Genomic DNA, 14,799 nt, shown 5'->3' with positions numbered 1-14,799 from the left:
CCCCCGTGGGAGTACGCGGGGCGTGCACGCCTGCTCCCTACGCCCTTCGCTTTCTGTACCTACTAGTATGTACTTCTGTACCTAGTAGTAGGTACAGTGCCGTCATGAGCACTCCGGACCGACTCATCGACGCCACGCGCGAGCTGCTGTGGGAGCGCGGCTATGTGGGCACCAGCCCCAAGGCGATCCAGCAGCAGGCGGGCGCCGGGCAGGGCAGCATGTACCACCACTTCAAGGGCAAGCCCGATCTGGCCCTGGCCGCGATCCGCCGCACCGCCGAGGAGTTGCGGGCTACTGCCGAGGGCGTACTGGGCGGGCCCGGCTCGCCGTACGAGCGCATCGAGGCGTATCTGCGACGCGAGCGCGACGTGCTGCGCGGCTGCCCCGTCGGGCGGCTGACCATGGACCCCGACGTGATCGCGAACGACGAGCTGCGCGCGCCCGTCGACGAGACGATCGACTGGCTGTGCGAGCGGCTCGCCGGGATCGTCGAAGAGGGCCAGGAACAGGGCCAGTTCGCGCCTTCCCTCGACGGCGAGGAGATCGCCGCGACGATCGTCGCAACCGTCCAGGGCGGCTATGTGCTGGCCCGGGCCTCCGGCAACCCCGCCGCCTTCGACACCGGTGTCCGCGGGCTGCTCGCTCTCCTCGCCCCTCTCCGACAAGGGAATTGACCCACATGGACATCACGCGCAAGCGCCCCGACACCCAGCAGGGCCCGGCGGAGACCTTCACCGGCACGGTGTGGCTCGACGAGGTCGCCGCACCCCCGCCCCCGTCCCGGCTGCGGATGTTCAACGTCCACTTCGCGCCCGGCGCGCACACCGCCTGGCACCGCCACCCGCACGGCCAGGTCCTGCATGTCCTGGAGGGCGAGGGTCTGGTGCAGCGCAAGGGCGGGACCGCAGAGGCGATCCGCGCGGGTGACACGGTGTGGATCGAACCCGGCGAATGGCACTGGCACGGCGCGGCGCCGCGCACCTTCATGACGCATCTCGCGGTCGTCGAGGCGGCCGAGGACGGCACGACGACGGAGTGGGACAAGCACGTCGGACCGGACGACTACCCCGCCTGAGCCATGGCCGGCTGTCCCGCCTGAGCCCTGAGCCAGTGGAAGAGCCCCCGCTCCCCCGCAACCAACCCGCCAGGAGGCACCTGATGCACGCCCTCCAGTACGAACTCACCTTCCCCGCCGACTACGACATGGGCATCATCCGCGACCGCGTCGCCCGCATCGGACACCTGCTCGACGACTGGGACGGGCTCGGTTTCAAGACGTACCTGATGCGCGAGCGCGGTGTGGACGGCTCACCGGTCAACCAGTACGCCCCGTTCTATCTGTGGAACCAGGTCGAGGGCATGAACTCCTTCCTCTGGGGCGGGGCCTTCCAGGGGCTCGTGAACGACTTCGGCCGACCGGTTGTCCAACACTGGACCGGTCTCGCCTACGAGGAGGGCGGCGCCGCCGGATCGGCCGCCCGGGTCGCGCTGCGCCACCGACGGCCCGTCCCGGAGGGCGTGGAGCTGTCCGAGGCGATGGAGGAGGCGGCGCGCGAGGCGAAGCGGCTGGCCGGGCTGGACGGGGCAGTGTGCGCGGCTGCCGCCGTCGATCCGCGCCACTGGGAGCTGGTGCACGTCTCGCTCTGGGACCACGAGGCACCCAAGGAGGCCGGCGAGGTCTTCCAGGTGCTGCACATGTCGGCTCCGGAGCGCGACCGTCTGCCGCGGGGCAGGCAGTGGTGAGCACCGTCCGCACCGTCCTGGGCGACGTACTCCCCCAGGACCTGGGGGTGTGCAACGCACACGACCACCTCTTCCTGAGCAGCCCCCAACTCCCCGGCCAGGAACTGCGCGAGGCGTCCGCCGCACGGGCCGAGCTGTCCGCGTTCCGCGCCGAGGGCGGCGGCAGCGTGGTGCAGTGGACGCCGTACGGCATGGGCCGGCGCGCCGCCGACCTCCCGCTCCTCGCCCGCGACACCGGTGTGCACGTGATCGCCGCGACCGGCCTCCACCAAGCCGTCCACTACACACCGGAGTTGCTGCGTCGGCTGCGCGGCAAGCTGACCGACGTGTTCGTCTCCGAACTGACGACGAGCATCGGCACGTCCGGGGTGCGGGCCGGACTCATCAAGGTCGCGGGCGGCTTCCACGCCCTCGACGCGCACACCCGCTGGACGATGACCGCGGCGGCCGAGGCGCACCACGCCACCGGTGCGCCGATCACCGTGCACCTGGAACTGGGCACCGGCGCCCTCGACGTACTCGACCTGCTCTGCGGCGAGTTGGGGGTGGCTCCGCAGTCGGTCGTCCTCGGCCACCTCAACCGCTCCCCCGATCTGACGGTGCACCGGCAGGCCGCCGAGGCCGGCGCCTACCTGGCCTTCGACGGCCCCTCCCGCGCCCACCACGCCACGGACTGGCGCATGCCCGACGCCGTACGCGCCCTCGCCGACGCCGGTTTCGGCGACCGTCTGCTGCTCGGCGGCGACACCACGACCGCTGCCGCGCGCTCGGTCGACGGCGGCCCGGGGATGCCGTATCTGCTGCGCCGGGTGCGCCCCAGGCTCGAACTCGCCCTGGGCAAGGACCTGGTGGAGCACATCCTCACCGCGAACCCGGGGCGAGCCTTCGCCGTGGACTGGCGCTGAGCACCGACGGACCGTCAGCCACTGCTCCGTCGAGGAGCAATCGAGAAGCAGGGGAGCAGCCACCATGCCCTTCGTCCGAATCGACGCCCTGAGGACCGATCCCGGCCGGCTCGACGCGCTCGGGCGCGCCGTGCACGACGCCCTGGTGGAGACGATCGGCATCCCGCCCGACGACCGGTTCCAGGTCCTCGTCGGCCACGACGGCATCGGCAGCACACTGCGCTACGACGACTATCTGGGCGTGCACCGCGACAGCGGCATCGTCTACGTCGCCATCACGCTGCGCTCGGGGCGCACACCCGATCAGAAGCGGTCCCTGTACCGGCGGATCGCCGAGCTCGCCCAAGTGTACGCGGGCACGGAGCCGCGGAACGTGTTCGTGACCCTGACCGAGAACGAGTCGGTGGACTGGTCGCTGGGCCACGGGACGGCGCAGTACTCCCTCTCCCCCGAGACGGCCGGATCGCCCCTGGCGGACCCGCCGCCACATGGTCCTGCTGCCCCGTTCGGGTGAAACCGCAGCGCATCGAGCCCGGTACCTGTACCGGCACCTCGCGGATCGGCATCGTAGCGGGCGTCTCCGTCCCGGAACCGCAGACCGCAGGAGGAAGCACATGCTCGGCACCGACTTCCGTACCGGATCGCCCAACTGGATCGACCTCGGCAGTCCCGACACGACCGGAGCCGCCGCGTTCTACAGCGCGGTGTTCGGATGGGAGTTCGTCTCCGCGGGGCCCGAGGCCGGCGGGTACGGGTTCTTCCAGCACACGGGCAAGACCGTCGGCGCGCTCGGCTCGCTGAGCGAGGAGGGAGCGACGTCGGCCTGGACGACGTACTTCAAGACCGAGGACATCCAGGACACCGCCCGCAAGGTGGTCGCCGGGGGCGGCGCCGTGCGCGCCGAACCCATGGACGTCATGGGCGAGGGGTGGCTGGCCCAGTTCACCGACCCGCAGGGCGCGCAGTTCGCCGTGTGGCAGCCCGGAAAGACCAAGGGTCTGGAGAAGGCGTCCGAGGACAACACCCTGGTGTGGGTGGAACTGCACGTCCCCGACCCGGTGAGCGCCATCGGCTTCTACAACGGGCTGTTCGGCTGGCGCTCGCAGGAGATGCAGGCACCCGGCATGACCTACCGGGTGCTCAGCATCGAGGAAGGCGACCAGCAGGACGGCTCCTTCGGCGGGGCGGCCTCGCTTCAGGAGGGGCAGGCCCCCAGCTGGGTGCCGTACTTCGCGGTGGCGGACGCCGACGCCCTGGTCGCGTCCGTGCAGGGCAACGGCGGGAGCGTCCTCATGCCGGCCGCCGACGTGCCCGACGTCGGGCGGATCGCGTGGCTGGCCGACCCGTACGGCGCGGTGTTCGCCGTCCTCAAGCCGAACCCGCGGCAGAGCTAGTGCTCTGACCCGGGTGGTTCGCCGGGGCAGCAACAGCTCGGTGCGCCACCGATGCGCGATGCTGCCGCCGGCGGCGGGGATCACCGTCGCCGAGCCGGACCACAGCGACTCACTCCCGGGACCGGGCTGTGCCGTGCCGTGCTGTGCTGTGCCGTGCTGTGCTGTGACCGGACGTAATTCGCTTGACCTGGCCGTGGGTCGACGATGCACTGTGGCAGGCACCACGGGTCGTGGTACCGGTACCCGGGGAGGCAGCGGCAGCGATGGAGATCCGTTCCACGACCGACCAGGACTTCGACGTCTTCGTCAACACACTCCATGCCGCGTTCGGGCGCTTCCCTAAAACCCCGGCCGAGGACGGCGGCGGGGTCTGGTGGTCGGCACTCGAAATGGACCGCGGTCTGCTCGCCATCACGGAGGACGGGCGGCCCGTGGGTACCGCCGGTGCGTACTCCTTCGAGCTCACTCTGCCCGGCGAGGTCCTCGTCCCGGCCGCCGGGGTGACCGTCGTCGGCGTCCTGCCCTCGCACCGACGCCAGGGCGTGCTCCGCACGATGATGCGGCACCAGCTCAACGAACTGCGCGCCCGAGGGGAGTTCCTCTCCGTGCTGCTGGCCTCCGAGGCCCTGATCTACCGCAGGTTCGGCTACGGACCGGCGACCTACACGCAGCGGCTGACGGTGCCGCGCCACCAGGCCGCCTTCACCCTTCCCCGGGCGCATGGCACGGCCGCCGTGGGGGCGACCGGTTCGGACACCGGTTCGGACACCGGTTCGGACACCGGTTGGGTCGAGGTGCTACGGCGGGCCGAGTGCGGCGAGATCCTGGAAGAGGTCTACGACCGGTACCGCCGCGCACAGCCCGGTGCGCTGTCCCGGCCACACCGCTGGTGGGCCCTGGGCGCGGGGCAGCCCCCGGTCTCCACCGCGCCGCGCTACGTCGCCGTGCACCGCGACGCCGACGGCGTGCCGGACGGCTACGCCAGCTACTCGATCGACGACCCCAACACCTTGACGGTCGACGAGACCATCGCCATCGACGACGCCGTCTCGACGGCTCTGGCCCGGTTCGTGCTCGGACACGACCTGGTCAGTCAGGTCGTGTTCAAGCACTTCCCGCCCGATCACCCGCTGCGCTGGCAGCTTGCGGACTTCCGCGCCGGTCAGGTGAGCAACGACATGGACTGGCTCTGGGTGCGGCTGCTGGACGTCCCGCGTGCGCTGACCGCGCGCGGCTGGTTCACGGACGGCGAGCTCGTCCTCGACGTCGACGACCCGTTCCTCGGCGAACACGGCCGCTACCTGCTGAGCGTCCGGGACAGCAAGGCCGAGTGCGTCCCTACGGACCGGGAACCCGACCTTTCCCTGGACGTGAGCGACCTCGGTTCGATCTACCTCGGCGGCACCACCCCGAGCACGCTCGTGCGCGCCGGACACATACGGGCCCACCGCCCGGGCGCCGCCACCCTCGCCGACGCCCTCTTCCGTGCCGAGCGCTCCCCGCACTGCCTGCACTGGTTCTGACCGCCGTGCTGAGCGCGCGGTCGACGGCGTGGTCGCCGAACCGGACGGCCACGAAGGGCTGTTGACTCTGCACGCAGACTGGCTGCCAGACTCCGTCTAGACCGGTGCCAGCGCCGCCAGCGGGTCGTCGAGCACCGGCTGCCACGCCAACTCAGCTGCCCCCACAAGGCTGTTGTGGTCCAGGGTGCAGGCGAGGATCGGTACGCCGCCGCTCTGCCCCCACAGGCTGCGGTCGGCGACGACGGCCCTCAGCCGGTCCGGATCGGTGTCGAGCAGGGTGCGGTGCAGGCCGCCGAGGATGATCCGGTCCGGGTTGAGGATGTTGACCAGTCCCGCAAGTCCCAGTCCCAGGCGGTCGATCAGCGCCTCCACTGCCGTACGGACGACCGGGTCGGCGTACTGGCTGCGGATCAGGTCGTTGGCCTGCTGAAGCAGCGACACCACCGGCCCGGGCTCGCGGCCGGCCGCGGTGAGGAACGCCAGCGGGTCCGCCTCGACGTCGAGGCAGCCGCGGCTGCCGCAGTAGCAGGGGCGCCCCTCGGGGTTGACGGTGAGGTGCCCGACTTCGAGGGCGAGCCCCGAACTGCCCGTGTGCAGCCGCCCGTCGAGGACGAGGGCGCCGCCGACGCCCCGGTGTCCGGTCGCCACGCACAGCAGGTCACGGGCGCCGCGCCCGGCCCCGTGGCGGTGCTCTGCGAGCGCGGCGAGGTTGACGTCGTTGGCCGCGAACGCGGGCCCCGTGATGCCGGCCGCGCGCACCCGCTCGGCGAAGATCTGACGCACCGGCGCGCCTGCGGGCCAGGCAAGGTGCAGCGGGTTGAGGGCGAGCCCCTCCGGTTCGGCGACCGCTGACGGCACGGCGAGCCCGGCGCCCACACACCGCCGCCCGGTCTCGCGCAGCAGCTCGGCACCGGCCTCGACGACCGAGCCCAGCACTTTCGCCGGATCGGCGTCGACCGTCTCGCAACCCGGCGCGGTGGCGACGATACGGCCGCCCAGTCCGACCAGAGCGGCACGGAAGCCATCGGCGTGCACCTGCGCGGCCAGCGCCACCGGGCCGTCCTCGGCGACCTCCAGCCGGTGCGAGGGCCGCCCCTGCGAACCGGCCGCCGCCGCGGGCCGCGCGTCCACCCGGATCAGCCCCAGCGCCTCCAGCTCCGCGGCCACCGCGCCCGCCGTCGCCCGGGTGACCCCCAGCTCGGCGGTGAGTACGGCACGCGTCGGCGCACGTCCGGTATGCACGAGTTCCAAAGCCGGCCCGAGCGCACCGCGCCCTCGGTCCAGCCGCGTCCGCGTGGTCCCCGTCGAGCCCGTGGTCCCTTCCCCCGTCGCCCGGGGGCCCGCCTTGCCGTTCATGAGGGCGAGTCTCCCATGATCCGGATGGTTGGTGTCCTACCCGGCAGGGAGGGAGGCGGAGGTGGTGGCTCGTCGCCAGGGTGTCGGTCACCAGGTCGCGAGCCAGGGCTCGGGCGGTTGGGGTGCCAGGGGATGGGGAGAGCGAGGCAAGGCGCCAGACACCGGGAGGAGGTCAGGTGCCTGAACGTGAGGCTGCCCTCGCGGCGGTTGGCGAGCACCGCGCACGTAGGGTGCACGTGTTCCTAGTCGCGATAGCGCCAACCCTCCCCGTCCGTACGCAACTTGAGCTCCGGGGAACCGACGGCACCGCACCGCAGCACCGCGTCCGCCTCACCGATCCGCCCGGCGCGGGGACGTTCACCCCCTCGGCGATCACCCAGACCGCACAAGTCGCCTGACAGAGACGGGGATTGACCTCCGGTCGGACCTTCCAACCTACAGGCCGCTGACCCGCAGGGTGATGTTCAGGCGCCCTGTCAGGCCGAGTCCGGGCGGCGCCGTGCCCGCACGTACTCGCGGTACGCCGTGGTACGCCAGCCGCGACGCGCCCCCGAACACGAACAGGTCTCCGCTGCGCAGCTCCACATCCGTGTACGGCCGCGTCCGCGACTCGGTGTTCCCGAACCGGAAGACGCAGGTGTCGCCGAGGCTCAGGGACACCACCGGCGCGTCCGACTTCTCGTCGCTGTCGCGGTGCATGCCCATACGGGCGTCGCCGGCGTAGAAGTTGATCAGGGCGATGTCGTACGCGGCTGCCGTGGCGGCCTCCTCACCGAGGGCGTCGGCGACCGCGCTGCGGCCCAGCTCGCCCAGCCAGGCGGGGAACGGTTTCACGGGGGCGTCTTCGCCGTCGACGACGGTGCGCGCGTAGCCGTACGGATACCAGTGCCAGCCCAGGCACACCTGTCGGGCGGTCATCGTGCCGCCGCCAGGGGTGCGGACCGTGCGCAGGCCGGCCGGTGGGCGGGCCCATGCCCGGCAGGCCTCCAGGAGCTTTTCCTGGCGCTCGGCGTCGAACCAGTCCGGCAGGTGTACGGCGTCCGGCGCGACCTCCGTCCGGCCGCGCGGAAACAGCTCACTGTCCATGAAGGCCATCCTCGCGCATCCCGCCGATCCGTCCTCCCTGAGCGGTGCTGACAGTCCTGAGCTGCGGCTCGGCTAGCCTGGACGCACGATGAACGACGGTATGACCACCCCCTGGGGCGCGTACGCGCTCACCCGCTACCCCGAGGACCCCCGCGACCGGCTGCGTGCCTGGGACGCGGCGGACACCTATCTGCTGCGGCACCTCGCGGAGAGCGGCACCTCGCTGTCCGGGGCGGTCGTGGTGGTCGGCGACCGCTGGGGCGCCCTCACCACCGCACTGTCGGCGCACCGGCCGACGCAGATCACCGACTCGTTCCTCGCCCGCGAGGCGACGCTCGCGAACCTCGCCCGGGGCGGCGCGGACGAGTCGGCCGTACGGCTCCTCACCACACAGGACACGCCTCCCGACCGTATCGACGTGCTGCTGGTCCGCGTGCCGAAGAGCCTGGCCCTGCTGGAGGACCAGCTGCACCGGCTGGCGCCCGGCGTGCACGAGGGCACGGTCGTCGTCGGCACCGGGATGGTCAAGGAGATCCACACCTCCACGCTGAACCTGTTCGAGCGGATCCTCGGTCCGACCCGCACCTCGCTGGCCGAGAAGAAGGCCCGGCTCATCTTCTGCACGCCGGACCCGGCCCTCACCCGGGGCGCCAACCCATGGCCGTACCGCTACGACCTCCCCGACGGCATCGGCCAGGTCTCCGGCCGGACCGTCACCAACCACGCGGGGGTCTTCTGCGCCGACCGTCTCGACATCGGCACCCGCTTCCTCCTCCAGCACCTTCCGCGCAGCCGGGGCGCCGAGCGCGTCGTCGATCTCGGCTGCGGCAACGGGGTCGTCGGTACGGCGGTGGCGCTGGCCAATCCGGAGGCCGAGCTGCTGTTCGTGGACGAGTCCTACCAGGCGGTGGCCTCGGCGGAGGCGACGTACCGGGCGAACGCCGAGGGCGCCGCCGAGTTCCGCGTCGGCGACGGCCTGGCGGACATCCCCGCCGCGAGCGCCGACCTCGTCCTCAACAACCCGCCCTTCCACTCCCACCAGTCGACCACGGACGCCACGGCCTGGCGCATGTTCACCGGCGCCCGCCGCGTACTGCGGCCGGGCGGTGAGCTGTGGGTGATCGGCAACCGGCATCTCGGCTACCACCTCAAGCTGCGGCGCCTGTTCGGGAACAGTGAACTGGTCGCGAGCGATGCGAAGTTCGTGGTGCTGAGGGCCGTGAAGAAGTAGGGGCGTCGGTTCAGGTCTGCTTCACAGCGGACCGGGTATCAGGCGTTCGGGCCGTGAACCCGGCTATGGCATCGGCGAGTTCGCCCGGGTGAGTCAGTTGCGGATGATGGCCCGCACCGGCGATGACTGTCACCGTGACCTGCGGAAGGCTGTCCAGGAGCGCGCGCGCTTCGGGGGTGAGCGGATCGTCGGCTCCTACGATCACATGGACTGGGCCCGGGTATTGCCGTAGGGCGGCGCGCAGCTCCGTTCGCCACTGCTCGTCGCTCGCCTCGGCGAGAAGCCGGGCCGCGCGGGACGCCACGTCATCTCGACGTAGATCGGCGGTACTTGAGGCGAGTGCCTGCGCGTGCGCCGCGCCGCCGGTGAGCCGCTTCGACAGCGCTTCGGGACCAACTCGTCGTAGATACGACCGGGTCAGGGGCGTCCACCGCGACATGAACCCGGCTCGCGCCTGGAGGAAGAACGGCGCGACCAGCGTCAGGTGCTCCACGAGGTCGGGACGGGCCCCGGCGGCTTCCAGCGCGGCGGCCGCACCGATGGAGTGACCCACCAGGTGGCGGGCGCCGGTCTCCGCGATCAGCGCGGTCGACCATGTCCGCCAGTCGCCCCGGTCTCCCCCGCTCGCGCCCAGCCCTGGGAGGTCCACGACGCGGGCCGAGCCGAGCGCCTCGCGGACCGGGGCCCAGGTGTCGGCGTTCACCGGCAGGCCCGGGAACACCACGGTGGGGGCGTCGGGATCGCCGAGCTCAAACGTCCGCACACCGGCGGGTGCGGTGAAGCGGCGCCTGCCGCCGGGGGCGTCCCCGAACCGGTGCGCGGCCAGGTGGTCGGCCCAGCGGAGCAGCGAGGTGATGCCGTCCGGCAGGGGCAGGCTGTGGCGGTCGGCGAACTCGACCGCCGACTCCGTGGGGTAGCGATCGCCCGACAGGAAGGTCAGGGTCTCCGGATCGGCCTTGGTCAGCCATCGGGGCAGACGGCGCACGAGGGACACAGGGATCCGCGTCCGGGGGACCTTGACCTGGTAATGCCGTCCGACGAGTGCGAGCAGGTCGGGCAGTGCGGGCGTCTCGTCGTCGAGCACCCAATAGGCCGCGCGCTCGGTGGCCTGGTCCGGCGGGAGGAGGGTCATGAAGCGGGCGAGGTGGTCGACGGGGACCACGGGAACGAACGTCTGCGCGTTGCCGGGCAGGGCCGCCATGGTGCCGTGCCAGATCTCCTTCAGGCTCTGCGCGAGGCCGAGGTACTGGTCGGACTCGCCGGTGGCGCTGTCACCGATCACACTGGACGGGTTGACGATGGACCAGGGGACGCCCAACTGGTCGGCGGTCGCCTGGAGTTCGGCGTCCGCCTCCACCTTGGAAGCCTCGTACGCCCCGAGGGCTTCGTAGGTTTTCCGTGTCCGCTCATCGTTCCAGGGAACCTGCCCCGGATCCTGCCCGCCCACCCGGTATCCGGAGACATGAACCAGTCGGTGCAGCCGCCGCAGGCCTGACGCGAGGACGACGATCGCGCGCACGCTGTCCACGTTGGCGCGACGGGCTTCGTCCCTCGACATCCCGAAGCGGTAGGCGCCGGCGCAGTTGTATATCTCGGTGACGTCGTCCCATCCGGCCGCTTCACCATGGAGCAACGACGGTGCCGCGAAGTCGACGCGGAGGTCTGCGGGGGCGGTGTCGCAGCCGTGCGCCGCCAGCCAGTCGACGAGCCGCAGATACACCTCATCACTCCGGTTGGCGGTGCTCACTCGCACCCCGGCCCGGTTCAGCGCGAGCACCAGGTGCCGCCCGATGAGTCCGGTCGCACCGAACACCAGGGCGTGCCGATCGGCGGCATTCACGACGACACCTCGGGGGCCGGGGCGGCGTACTGATCCAAGAGCACGGCGAGCACTTCGGCGGCGCAGCGCAACGGCTCCACCGACCGCTGGGCACGCGAGACGATGACCGAGCCCTCGACCGTGCTGACGACGGTCGTCGCGAGCGTGCGGGCCTGCGCACGGGAACGCCCGTGTGCGACCAGGTGGTCGGCCACGGCGGTGACCCAGGTGTCGAAGGCGTCCGCGCAGGCGCTCCGCAGGCGCTCGCTGTGCGCACCCATCTCCAGAGTGACGACGGAGACAGGGCAGCCGAGCTGGAAATCGCTGTCGGTGAGCATTCCGGCGAGTACGTCGATCACGCGGCGGACCACGTCACCCGGCGTCCCGGACTCCAGCGCCGAATCGGCCACCAGCGAGCCGAACCGCTCGGCAGCAAGCGCGATGGCCTTCTCCCCGAGCGCCTCCTTCCCTTCGGGAAAGTGGAAGTACAACGACCCCTTGGGAGCGCCCGCATGCTCCACGACGGTGTTGAGCCCCGTCCCGCTGTATCCGCGGGCCTGAATCAGCTCGAGCATCGACTCGGCCAGCCGTGCGCTGGTCCTGGCACCTTTGGTTTCGGCGCTCTTGGTTTCACCCATGACCAGAACAATAGACCGGTCTATATATTTTCACCAGGCGGCAGCCGCGAAAATGAATCCCCCCTCCCCGGTCCCCCACGCCGGCGCGCTCGCCGGCTGCTCCGACGACAGCCAGGGCCATGCCGAACGGGCCACACAGACCGCGCCCCACCGAGGGACCCAGACGCCCAGGAGCACGGCTCCGAAGACGCCCGACTGCGGACCCGACTCCACGTTGTCGCAGTCCGACTGGATCGACCAATGCGGCAGCGCATCGACACCGTCCGGCCAACAGCCCGACACCGAACTGGCCCTCGGCGACACCTTCGCCTACGACGACGGCGTGAAGATCACCGTCAGGAGCATCGGCAGGATCACCCGCTTCGGCGAGTACGACGACCATCCGGACGCCGATCAGACCGCGTACCGCGTGACCTGGAACATCTACAACGGCACCAAGCGGCCGCTCGACCTCGCAAACGTCTACGAGGAGGAAGAGGGCGCCACCAACGGCGGCACCCCGGCCGCACTCACCGTGGAAAAAGGCTCGCGCTACATGAGCGGCCGCATCGCCCCGGGCCACACCGGCACTTTCACCAACGACGGCGCCCTCGACAAGACGTACGGCACCGCCCTGGTCATCACCTTCAGCCGGAACGACATCGGAGACGACGTACGGGCCGAGGACCCGCATTGGACGGGCACGATCAAGTAGAGGGCGCTGGACGGGACTTCCGTGGTTGGTCTGCTAATGGTGAATGACTTCTCGGTCTACGCCTTGTGTGCGAGGAGCTGGACTTCCCGGAACTGCCGCCGGTCAGTGGGCTTCGGCTCGATCACCAGGCGGGCCGACTCCGCCAGTTCCTGCTCGCGCAGGAGCTCGGCGAAGCGATCGGGCGACCAGCGGTAGGCCGTCACCACCGCGTGGTCGTAGGACTGCGTCTCGTGGTGGGGGCCGTCGGTGGCGGGGAATTCGATCAACACCTGCCCGCCGGGAGCCAGGACCCGGGCGATCTCGGCCAGGATCGCGGGGAGGTCCTGCGGCGGGGTGTGGATGACGGACCATCGCGAGAGCACCCCGCCGAGCGCGCCGTCCTCGATGTCCAGGGCGGCCATCGAACCGACCTCGAAGCGCAGCCCGGGGTTGGCCTTGCGAGCGAGCTCGACCATCACAGGGGAGGCGTCGACGCCGAAGGCATTCAGGCCCAGCCCGTGGAGGTGAGCGGTGATGTCACCCGGTCCGCAGCCGAGATCCGCGACCGCACCGTCGCCGTTCGTCCGCACCAGCTCCGCGAAGGCACTGAGGAGGGCGCGCTCCAAAGGACGGTCGCCCAGGGAGCCGTGGAACATCTGCGCGTAGGTGGTGGCGATGGCGTCGTAGGCGTCGCGGGTGGCGTGCGAGGTGTCGAGTTCGGTCACCCGGAGACCGTAGCGGGAGGAGAGGGCCTGCGTCAGTGACCCGTGGAGGACACCTCTGCCGAGGCGTGCACCAGCAGGTCGCGCAGTGCCGCGGCGGCGTCCGACGGCTCGGTGGGGATGAGGACGACCTGGTCGGCGGACCCTAGGACTCCCGGGCCGCGGAGGTGAGTGACATGTCCCCGTAGCGGTCACCCGCTACCTGGCCGGCGAGCGGCTCCAGGAGCGCCAGCTCTTCGGCGGTCAGTACGATCCGGGTGGCCGCGGCATTCTCAAGGAGGCGGCTGCGCTTGCGGGTTCCGGGGATCGGAACGACGGTCAGGCCGTTTACCTGGGCCCGCTGCTGCACCCAGGCCAGGGCGATCTGCGCCGGGGTGGCGCCATGGTCGGCTGCGATCTTGTGCAGGGGTGCCAGGAGTGCGGCGTTCGCCTTGGCGTTGTCGCCGGTGAAGCGTGGCAGCAGCTGACGGAAGTCGCTGCCGGAGAGGTCCTTGTTCGCGTCGGTGAACGCACCGGTCAGAAATCCCCGGCCGAGCGGCGAGTACGGCACGAAGGCGACGCCGAGTTCGGCGGCCGCGCCCACCGCGCTGTGCTCGACGTCCCGGCTGAAGAGCGACCACTCCGTCTGCAGGGCGGTGATCGGGTGCACGGCGTGCGCCTCGCGCAGCTCCGCACCGGTGACCTCGCTCAGGCCGAGATGCTTGACCTTGCCTTCCCGCACCAGTTCGGCCATGGCGCCGACGGACTCGGCCAGCGGGACGGCGGGGTCGCGGCGGTGCATGTAGTAGAGGTCGATGACCTCGACGTCCAGACGGCGCAGGCTCGCGTCGACGGCCTTCCTGATGTAGGCGGGATCGTTGCGGATGGCCCGGTAACTCGGGTCGTCGGCACGGTATTCGATGCCGAACTTGGTGGCCAGGGTGATCTCGTCGCGGTGCGCGGCGACGAACGGCGCGAGGAACTCCTCGTTGGCACCGACGCCGTACATGTCGGCGGTGTCGATGAGGGTGACGCCCGCCTCGACGGTGGCCTCCAGGGTGTCGCGGGCCGCCGTGTCGTCCGTCTGTCCGTAGGCGGCGCTGATGCCCATGGCGCCGAAGCCCTGGATGCCGACGAGGGGACCGCCGGTGCCCAGCCCGACCTTGCGGATCTGTTCGATGGCGTTGCTCATGATGGCGCTCAGGCCCCTTCCGGCGCCCGGCGGGCGTCCGCGTAGAAGTCGATCTTCGAGTCGAGTACGGCGAGGGTGTCCTGCAGCTCCGCGACGCGGGCGACGACCTCGCGCCGGGTCTGTTCCAGGATCTCCCGCCGTTCGTCGTAGGTGGCCTCGCCCTGGCGGACCAGCTCCGCGAAGCGGACCATGTCGGCGATCGGCATCCCGGTCAGCCGCAGCTTCCGCACAAAGGTGAGCCAGTCCAGGTCCCTGTTGCCGAAGAGACGCTGGCCGGTGTGCGACCGCGTCACATGCGGCATCAGGCCGATCTGCTCGTACCAGCGCAGGGTGTGCGCCCTGAGTCCGGTGAACGCCGCGACCTCGCTGATCGTGTAGCGGTCCTGGCCGTCGGGTCGCGGATGCACCGTCCCGACGGACACACAGGCGTCCAGGGACGGGGGTGTCACGGGGGTGCTGTCGATCACCGTCATGCCGGCAACGCTAGGGGGTTCAAGTGCACTTGAAGCAAGCGCCGCCCTCCACGGGCCGGCTTCGG

16 protein-coding genes are annotated in these 14,799 nt (G+C 71.0%); 9 read left to right on the top strand and 7 right to left on the bottom strand.

Annotated elements, in window-relative coordinates; translation table 11 throughout:
• Nucleotides 1-104: 104 nt before the first annotated feature.
• The 7 genes from AB5J56_RS41270 to AB5J56_RS41240 all read left to right on the top strand — a co-directional run bounded on the left by AB5J56_RS41270 (nucleotide 105) and on the right by AB5J56_RS41240 (nucleotide 5,565).
• A complete protein-coding gene (locus tag AB5J56_RS41270) occupies nucleotides 105-674 on the top strand; it encodes a TetR/AcrR family transcriptional regulator (RefSeq protein ID WP_369240984.1) in 570 nt (189 codons plus the stop codon).
• 5 nt (nucleotides 675-679) lie between these two features.
• On the top strand, nucleotides 680-1,075 hold the full coding sequence (locus tag AB5J56_RS41265; RefSeq protein WP_369240982.1) for a cupin domain-containing protein: 396 nt from the start codon (nucleotides 680-682) through the stop codon (nucleotides 1,073-1,075).
• Between the two features lie 83 nt (nucleotides 1,076-1,158).
• Complete coding sequence (locus AB5J56_RS41260) at nucleotides 1,159-1,743, top strand: DUF4865 family protein (RefSeq protein ID WP_369240980.1); 585 nt, start codon at nucleotides 1,159-1,161, stop codon at nucleotides 1,741-1,743.
• On the top strand, nucleotides 1,740-2,648 hold the full coding sequence (locus AB5J56_RS41255; protein ID WP_369240978.1) for a phosphotriesterase: 909 nt from the start codon (nucleotides 1,740-1,742) through the stop codon (nucleotides 2,646-2,648). Before AB5J56_RS41260 ends, AB5J56_RS41255 begins: the two co-directional genes overlap by 4 nt.
• A 64-nt stretch (nucleotides 2,649-2,712) precedes the next feature.
• Entirely contained in the window at nucleotides 2,713-3,162 is a 450-nt protein-coding gene (locus AB5J56_RS41250; protein ID WP_369240976.1) for a tautomerase family protein, read from the top strand.
• Between the two features lie 100 nt (nucleotides 3,163-3,262).
• Nucleotides 3,263-4,042, top strand: coding sequence for a VOC family protein (locus tag AB5J56_RS41245; RefSeq protein WP_369240974.1), 780 nt, complete (start codon nucleotides 3,263-3,265; stop codon nucleotides 4,040-4,042).
• A 263-nt stretch (nucleotides 4,043-4,305) separates the two neighbouring features.
• A complete protein-coding gene (locus tag AB5J56_RS41240; protein ID WP_369240972.1) occupies nucleotides 4,306-5,565 on the top strand; it encodes a GNAT family N-acetyltransferase in 1,260 nt (419 codons plus the stop codon).
• Between the two features lie 96 nt (nucleotides 5,566-5,661).
• Here the strand turns inward: AB5J56_RS41240 and AB5J56_RS41235 are convergent, their stop codons facing one another.
• Nucleotides 5,662-6,921, bottom strand: coding sequence for an ROK family protein (locus tag AB5J56_RS41235; RefSeq protein ID WP_369240970.1), 1,260 nt, complete (start codon nucleotides 6,919-6,921; stop codon nucleotides 5,662-5,664).
• 435 nt (nucleotides 6,922-7,356) lie between these two features.
• Complete coding sequence (locus AB5J56_RS41230) at nucleotides 7,357-8,007, bottom strand: alpha-ketoglutarate-dependent dioxygenase AlkB (protein WP_369240968.1); 651 nt, start codon at nucleotides 8,005-8,007, stop codon at nucleotides 7,357-7,359.
• A gap of 88 nt (nucleotides 8,008-8,095) precedes the next feature.
• Here AB5J56_RS41230 and AB5J56_RS41225 point away from each other — a divergent pair, with 88 nt between their 5' ends.
• Nucleotides 8,096-9,238, top strand: a complete 1,143-nt coding sequence (locus AB5J56_RS41225) for a methyltransferase (RefSeq protein ID WP_369240966.1) — start codon at nucleotides 8,096-8,098, stop codon at nucleotides 9,236-9,238.
• A 10-nt stretch (nucleotides 9,239-9,248) separates the two neighbouring features.
• Here the strand turns inward: AB5J56_RS41225 and AB5J56_RS41220 are convergent, their stop codons facing one another.
• Complete coding sequence (locus AB5J56_RS41220) at nucleotides 9,249-11,078, bottom strand: alpha/beta fold hydrolase (RefSeq protein ID WP_369240964.1); 1,830 nt, start codon at nucleotides 11,076-11,078, stop codon at nucleotides 9,249-9,251.
• Nucleotides 11,075-11,695, bottom strand: a complete 621-nt coding sequence (locus AB5J56_RS41215) for a TetR/AcrR family transcriptional regulator (RefSeq protein ID WP_369240962.1) — start codon at nucleotides 11,693-11,695, stop codon at nucleotides 11,075-11,077. Before AB5J56_RS41215 ends, AB5J56_RS41220 begins: the two co-directional genes overlap by 4 nt.
• A 52-nt stretch (nucleotides 11,696-11,747) precedes the next feature.
• On the opposite strand from AB5J56_RS41215, the gene AB5J56_RS41210 reads away from it, so the two are divergent.
• The gene (locus tag AB5J56_RS41210; protein ID WP_369240960.1) at nucleotides 11,748-12,389 is read left to right on the top strand and encodes a hypothetical protein; all 642 of its coding nucleotides are present in this window, start codon (nucleotides 11,748-11,750) and stop codon (nucleotides 12,387-12,389) included.
• 56 nt (nucleotides 12,390-12,445) lie between these two features.
• On the opposite strand, the gene AB5J56_RS41205 is transcribed toward AB5J56_RS41210, so the two are convergent.
• From AB5J56_RS41205 to AB5J56_RS41195, 3 genes are all read right to left on the bottom strand, one after another.
• Complete coding sequence (locus tag AB5J56_RS41205) at nucleotides 12,446-13,093, bottom strand: class I SAM-dependent methyltransferase (RefSeq protein WP_369240958.1); 648 nt, start codon at nucleotides 13,091-13,093, stop codon at nucleotides 12,446-12,448.
• Between the two features lie 142 nt (nucleotides 13,094-13,235).
• Complete coding sequence (locus AB5J56_RS41200; RefSeq protein WP_369240956.1) at nucleotides 13,236-14,261, bottom strand: aldo/keto reductase; 1,026 nt, start codon at nucleotides 14,259-14,261, stop codon at nucleotides 13,236-13,238.
• A gap of 8 nt (nucleotides 14,262-14,269) precedes the next feature.
• Nucleotides 14,270-14,734 (bottom strand): MerR family transcriptional regulator, encoded by a 465-nt coding sequence (locus tag AB5J56_RS41195; protein WP_369240954.1) that lies wholly within the window; start codon nucleotides 14,732-14,734, stop codon nucleotides 14,270-14,272.
• Between the last annotated feature and the right edge of the window lie 65 nt (nucleotides 14,735-14,799).

This window comes from Streptomyces sp. R21 (assembly GCF_041051975.1).
Classification (GTDB): domain Bacteria; phylum Actinomycetota; class Actinomycetes; order Streptomycetales; family Streptomycetaceae; genus Streptomyces.
This window is presented reverse-complemented; position numbering and strand designations above follow the sequence as displayed.

Bases quoted from the DNA above. Each gene is read 5' to 3' on its own strand.
- AB5J56_RS41270 (WP_369240984.1), top strand. From the start codon at position 105: ATGAGCACTCCGGACCGACTCATCGACGCCACGCGCGAGCTGCTGTGG.
- AB5J56_RS41265 (WP_369240982.1), top strand. From the start codon at position 680: ATGGACATCACGCGCAAGCGCCCCGACACCCAGCAGGGCCCGGCGGAG.
- AB5J56_RS41260 (WP_369240980.1), top strand. From the start codon at position 1,159: ATGCACGCCCTCCAGTACGAACTCACCTTCCCCGCCGACTACGACATG.
- AB5J56_RS41250 (WP_369240976.1), top strand. From the start codon at position 2,713: ATGCCCTTCGTCCGAATCGACGCCCTGAGGACCGATCCCGGCCGGCTC.
- AB5J56_RS41245 (WP_369240974.1), top strand. From the start codon at position 3,263: ATGCTCGGCACCGACTTCCGTACCGGATCGCCCAACTGGATCGACCTC.
- AB5J56_RS41240 (WP_369240972.1), top strand. From the start codon at position 4,306: ATGGAGATCCGTTCCACGACCGACCAGGACTTCGACGTCTTCGTCAAC.
- AB5J56_RS41235 (WP_369240970.1), bottom strand. From the start codon at position 6,921: ATGAACGGCAAGGCGGGCCCCCGGGCGACGGGGGAAGGGACCACGGGC.
- AB5J56_RS41230 (WP_369240968.1), bottom strand. From the start codon at position 8,007: ATGGACAGTGAGCTGTTTCCGCGCGGCCGGACGGAGGTCGCGCCGGAC.
- AB5J56_RS41225 (WP_369240966.1), top strand. From the start codon at position 8,096: ATGAACGACGGTATGACCACCCCCTGGGGCGCGTACGCGCTCACCCGC.
- AB5J56_RS41215 (WP_369240962.1), bottom strand. From the start codon at position 11,695: ATGGGTGAAACCAAGAGCGCCGAAACCAAAGGTGCCAGGACCAGCGCA.
- AB5J56_RS41210 (WP_369240960.1), top strand. From the start codon at position 11,748: ATGAATCCCCCCTCCCCGGTCCCCCACGCCGGCGCGCTCGCCGGCTGC.
- AB5J56_RS41200 (WP_369240956.1), bottom strand. From the start codon at position 14,261: ATGAGCAACGCCATCGAACAGATCCGCAAGGTCGGGCTGGGCACCGGC.
- AB5J56_RS41195 (WP_369240954.1), bottom strand. From the start codon at position 14,734: ATGACGGTGATCGACAGCACCCCCGTGACACCCCCGTCCCTGGACGCC.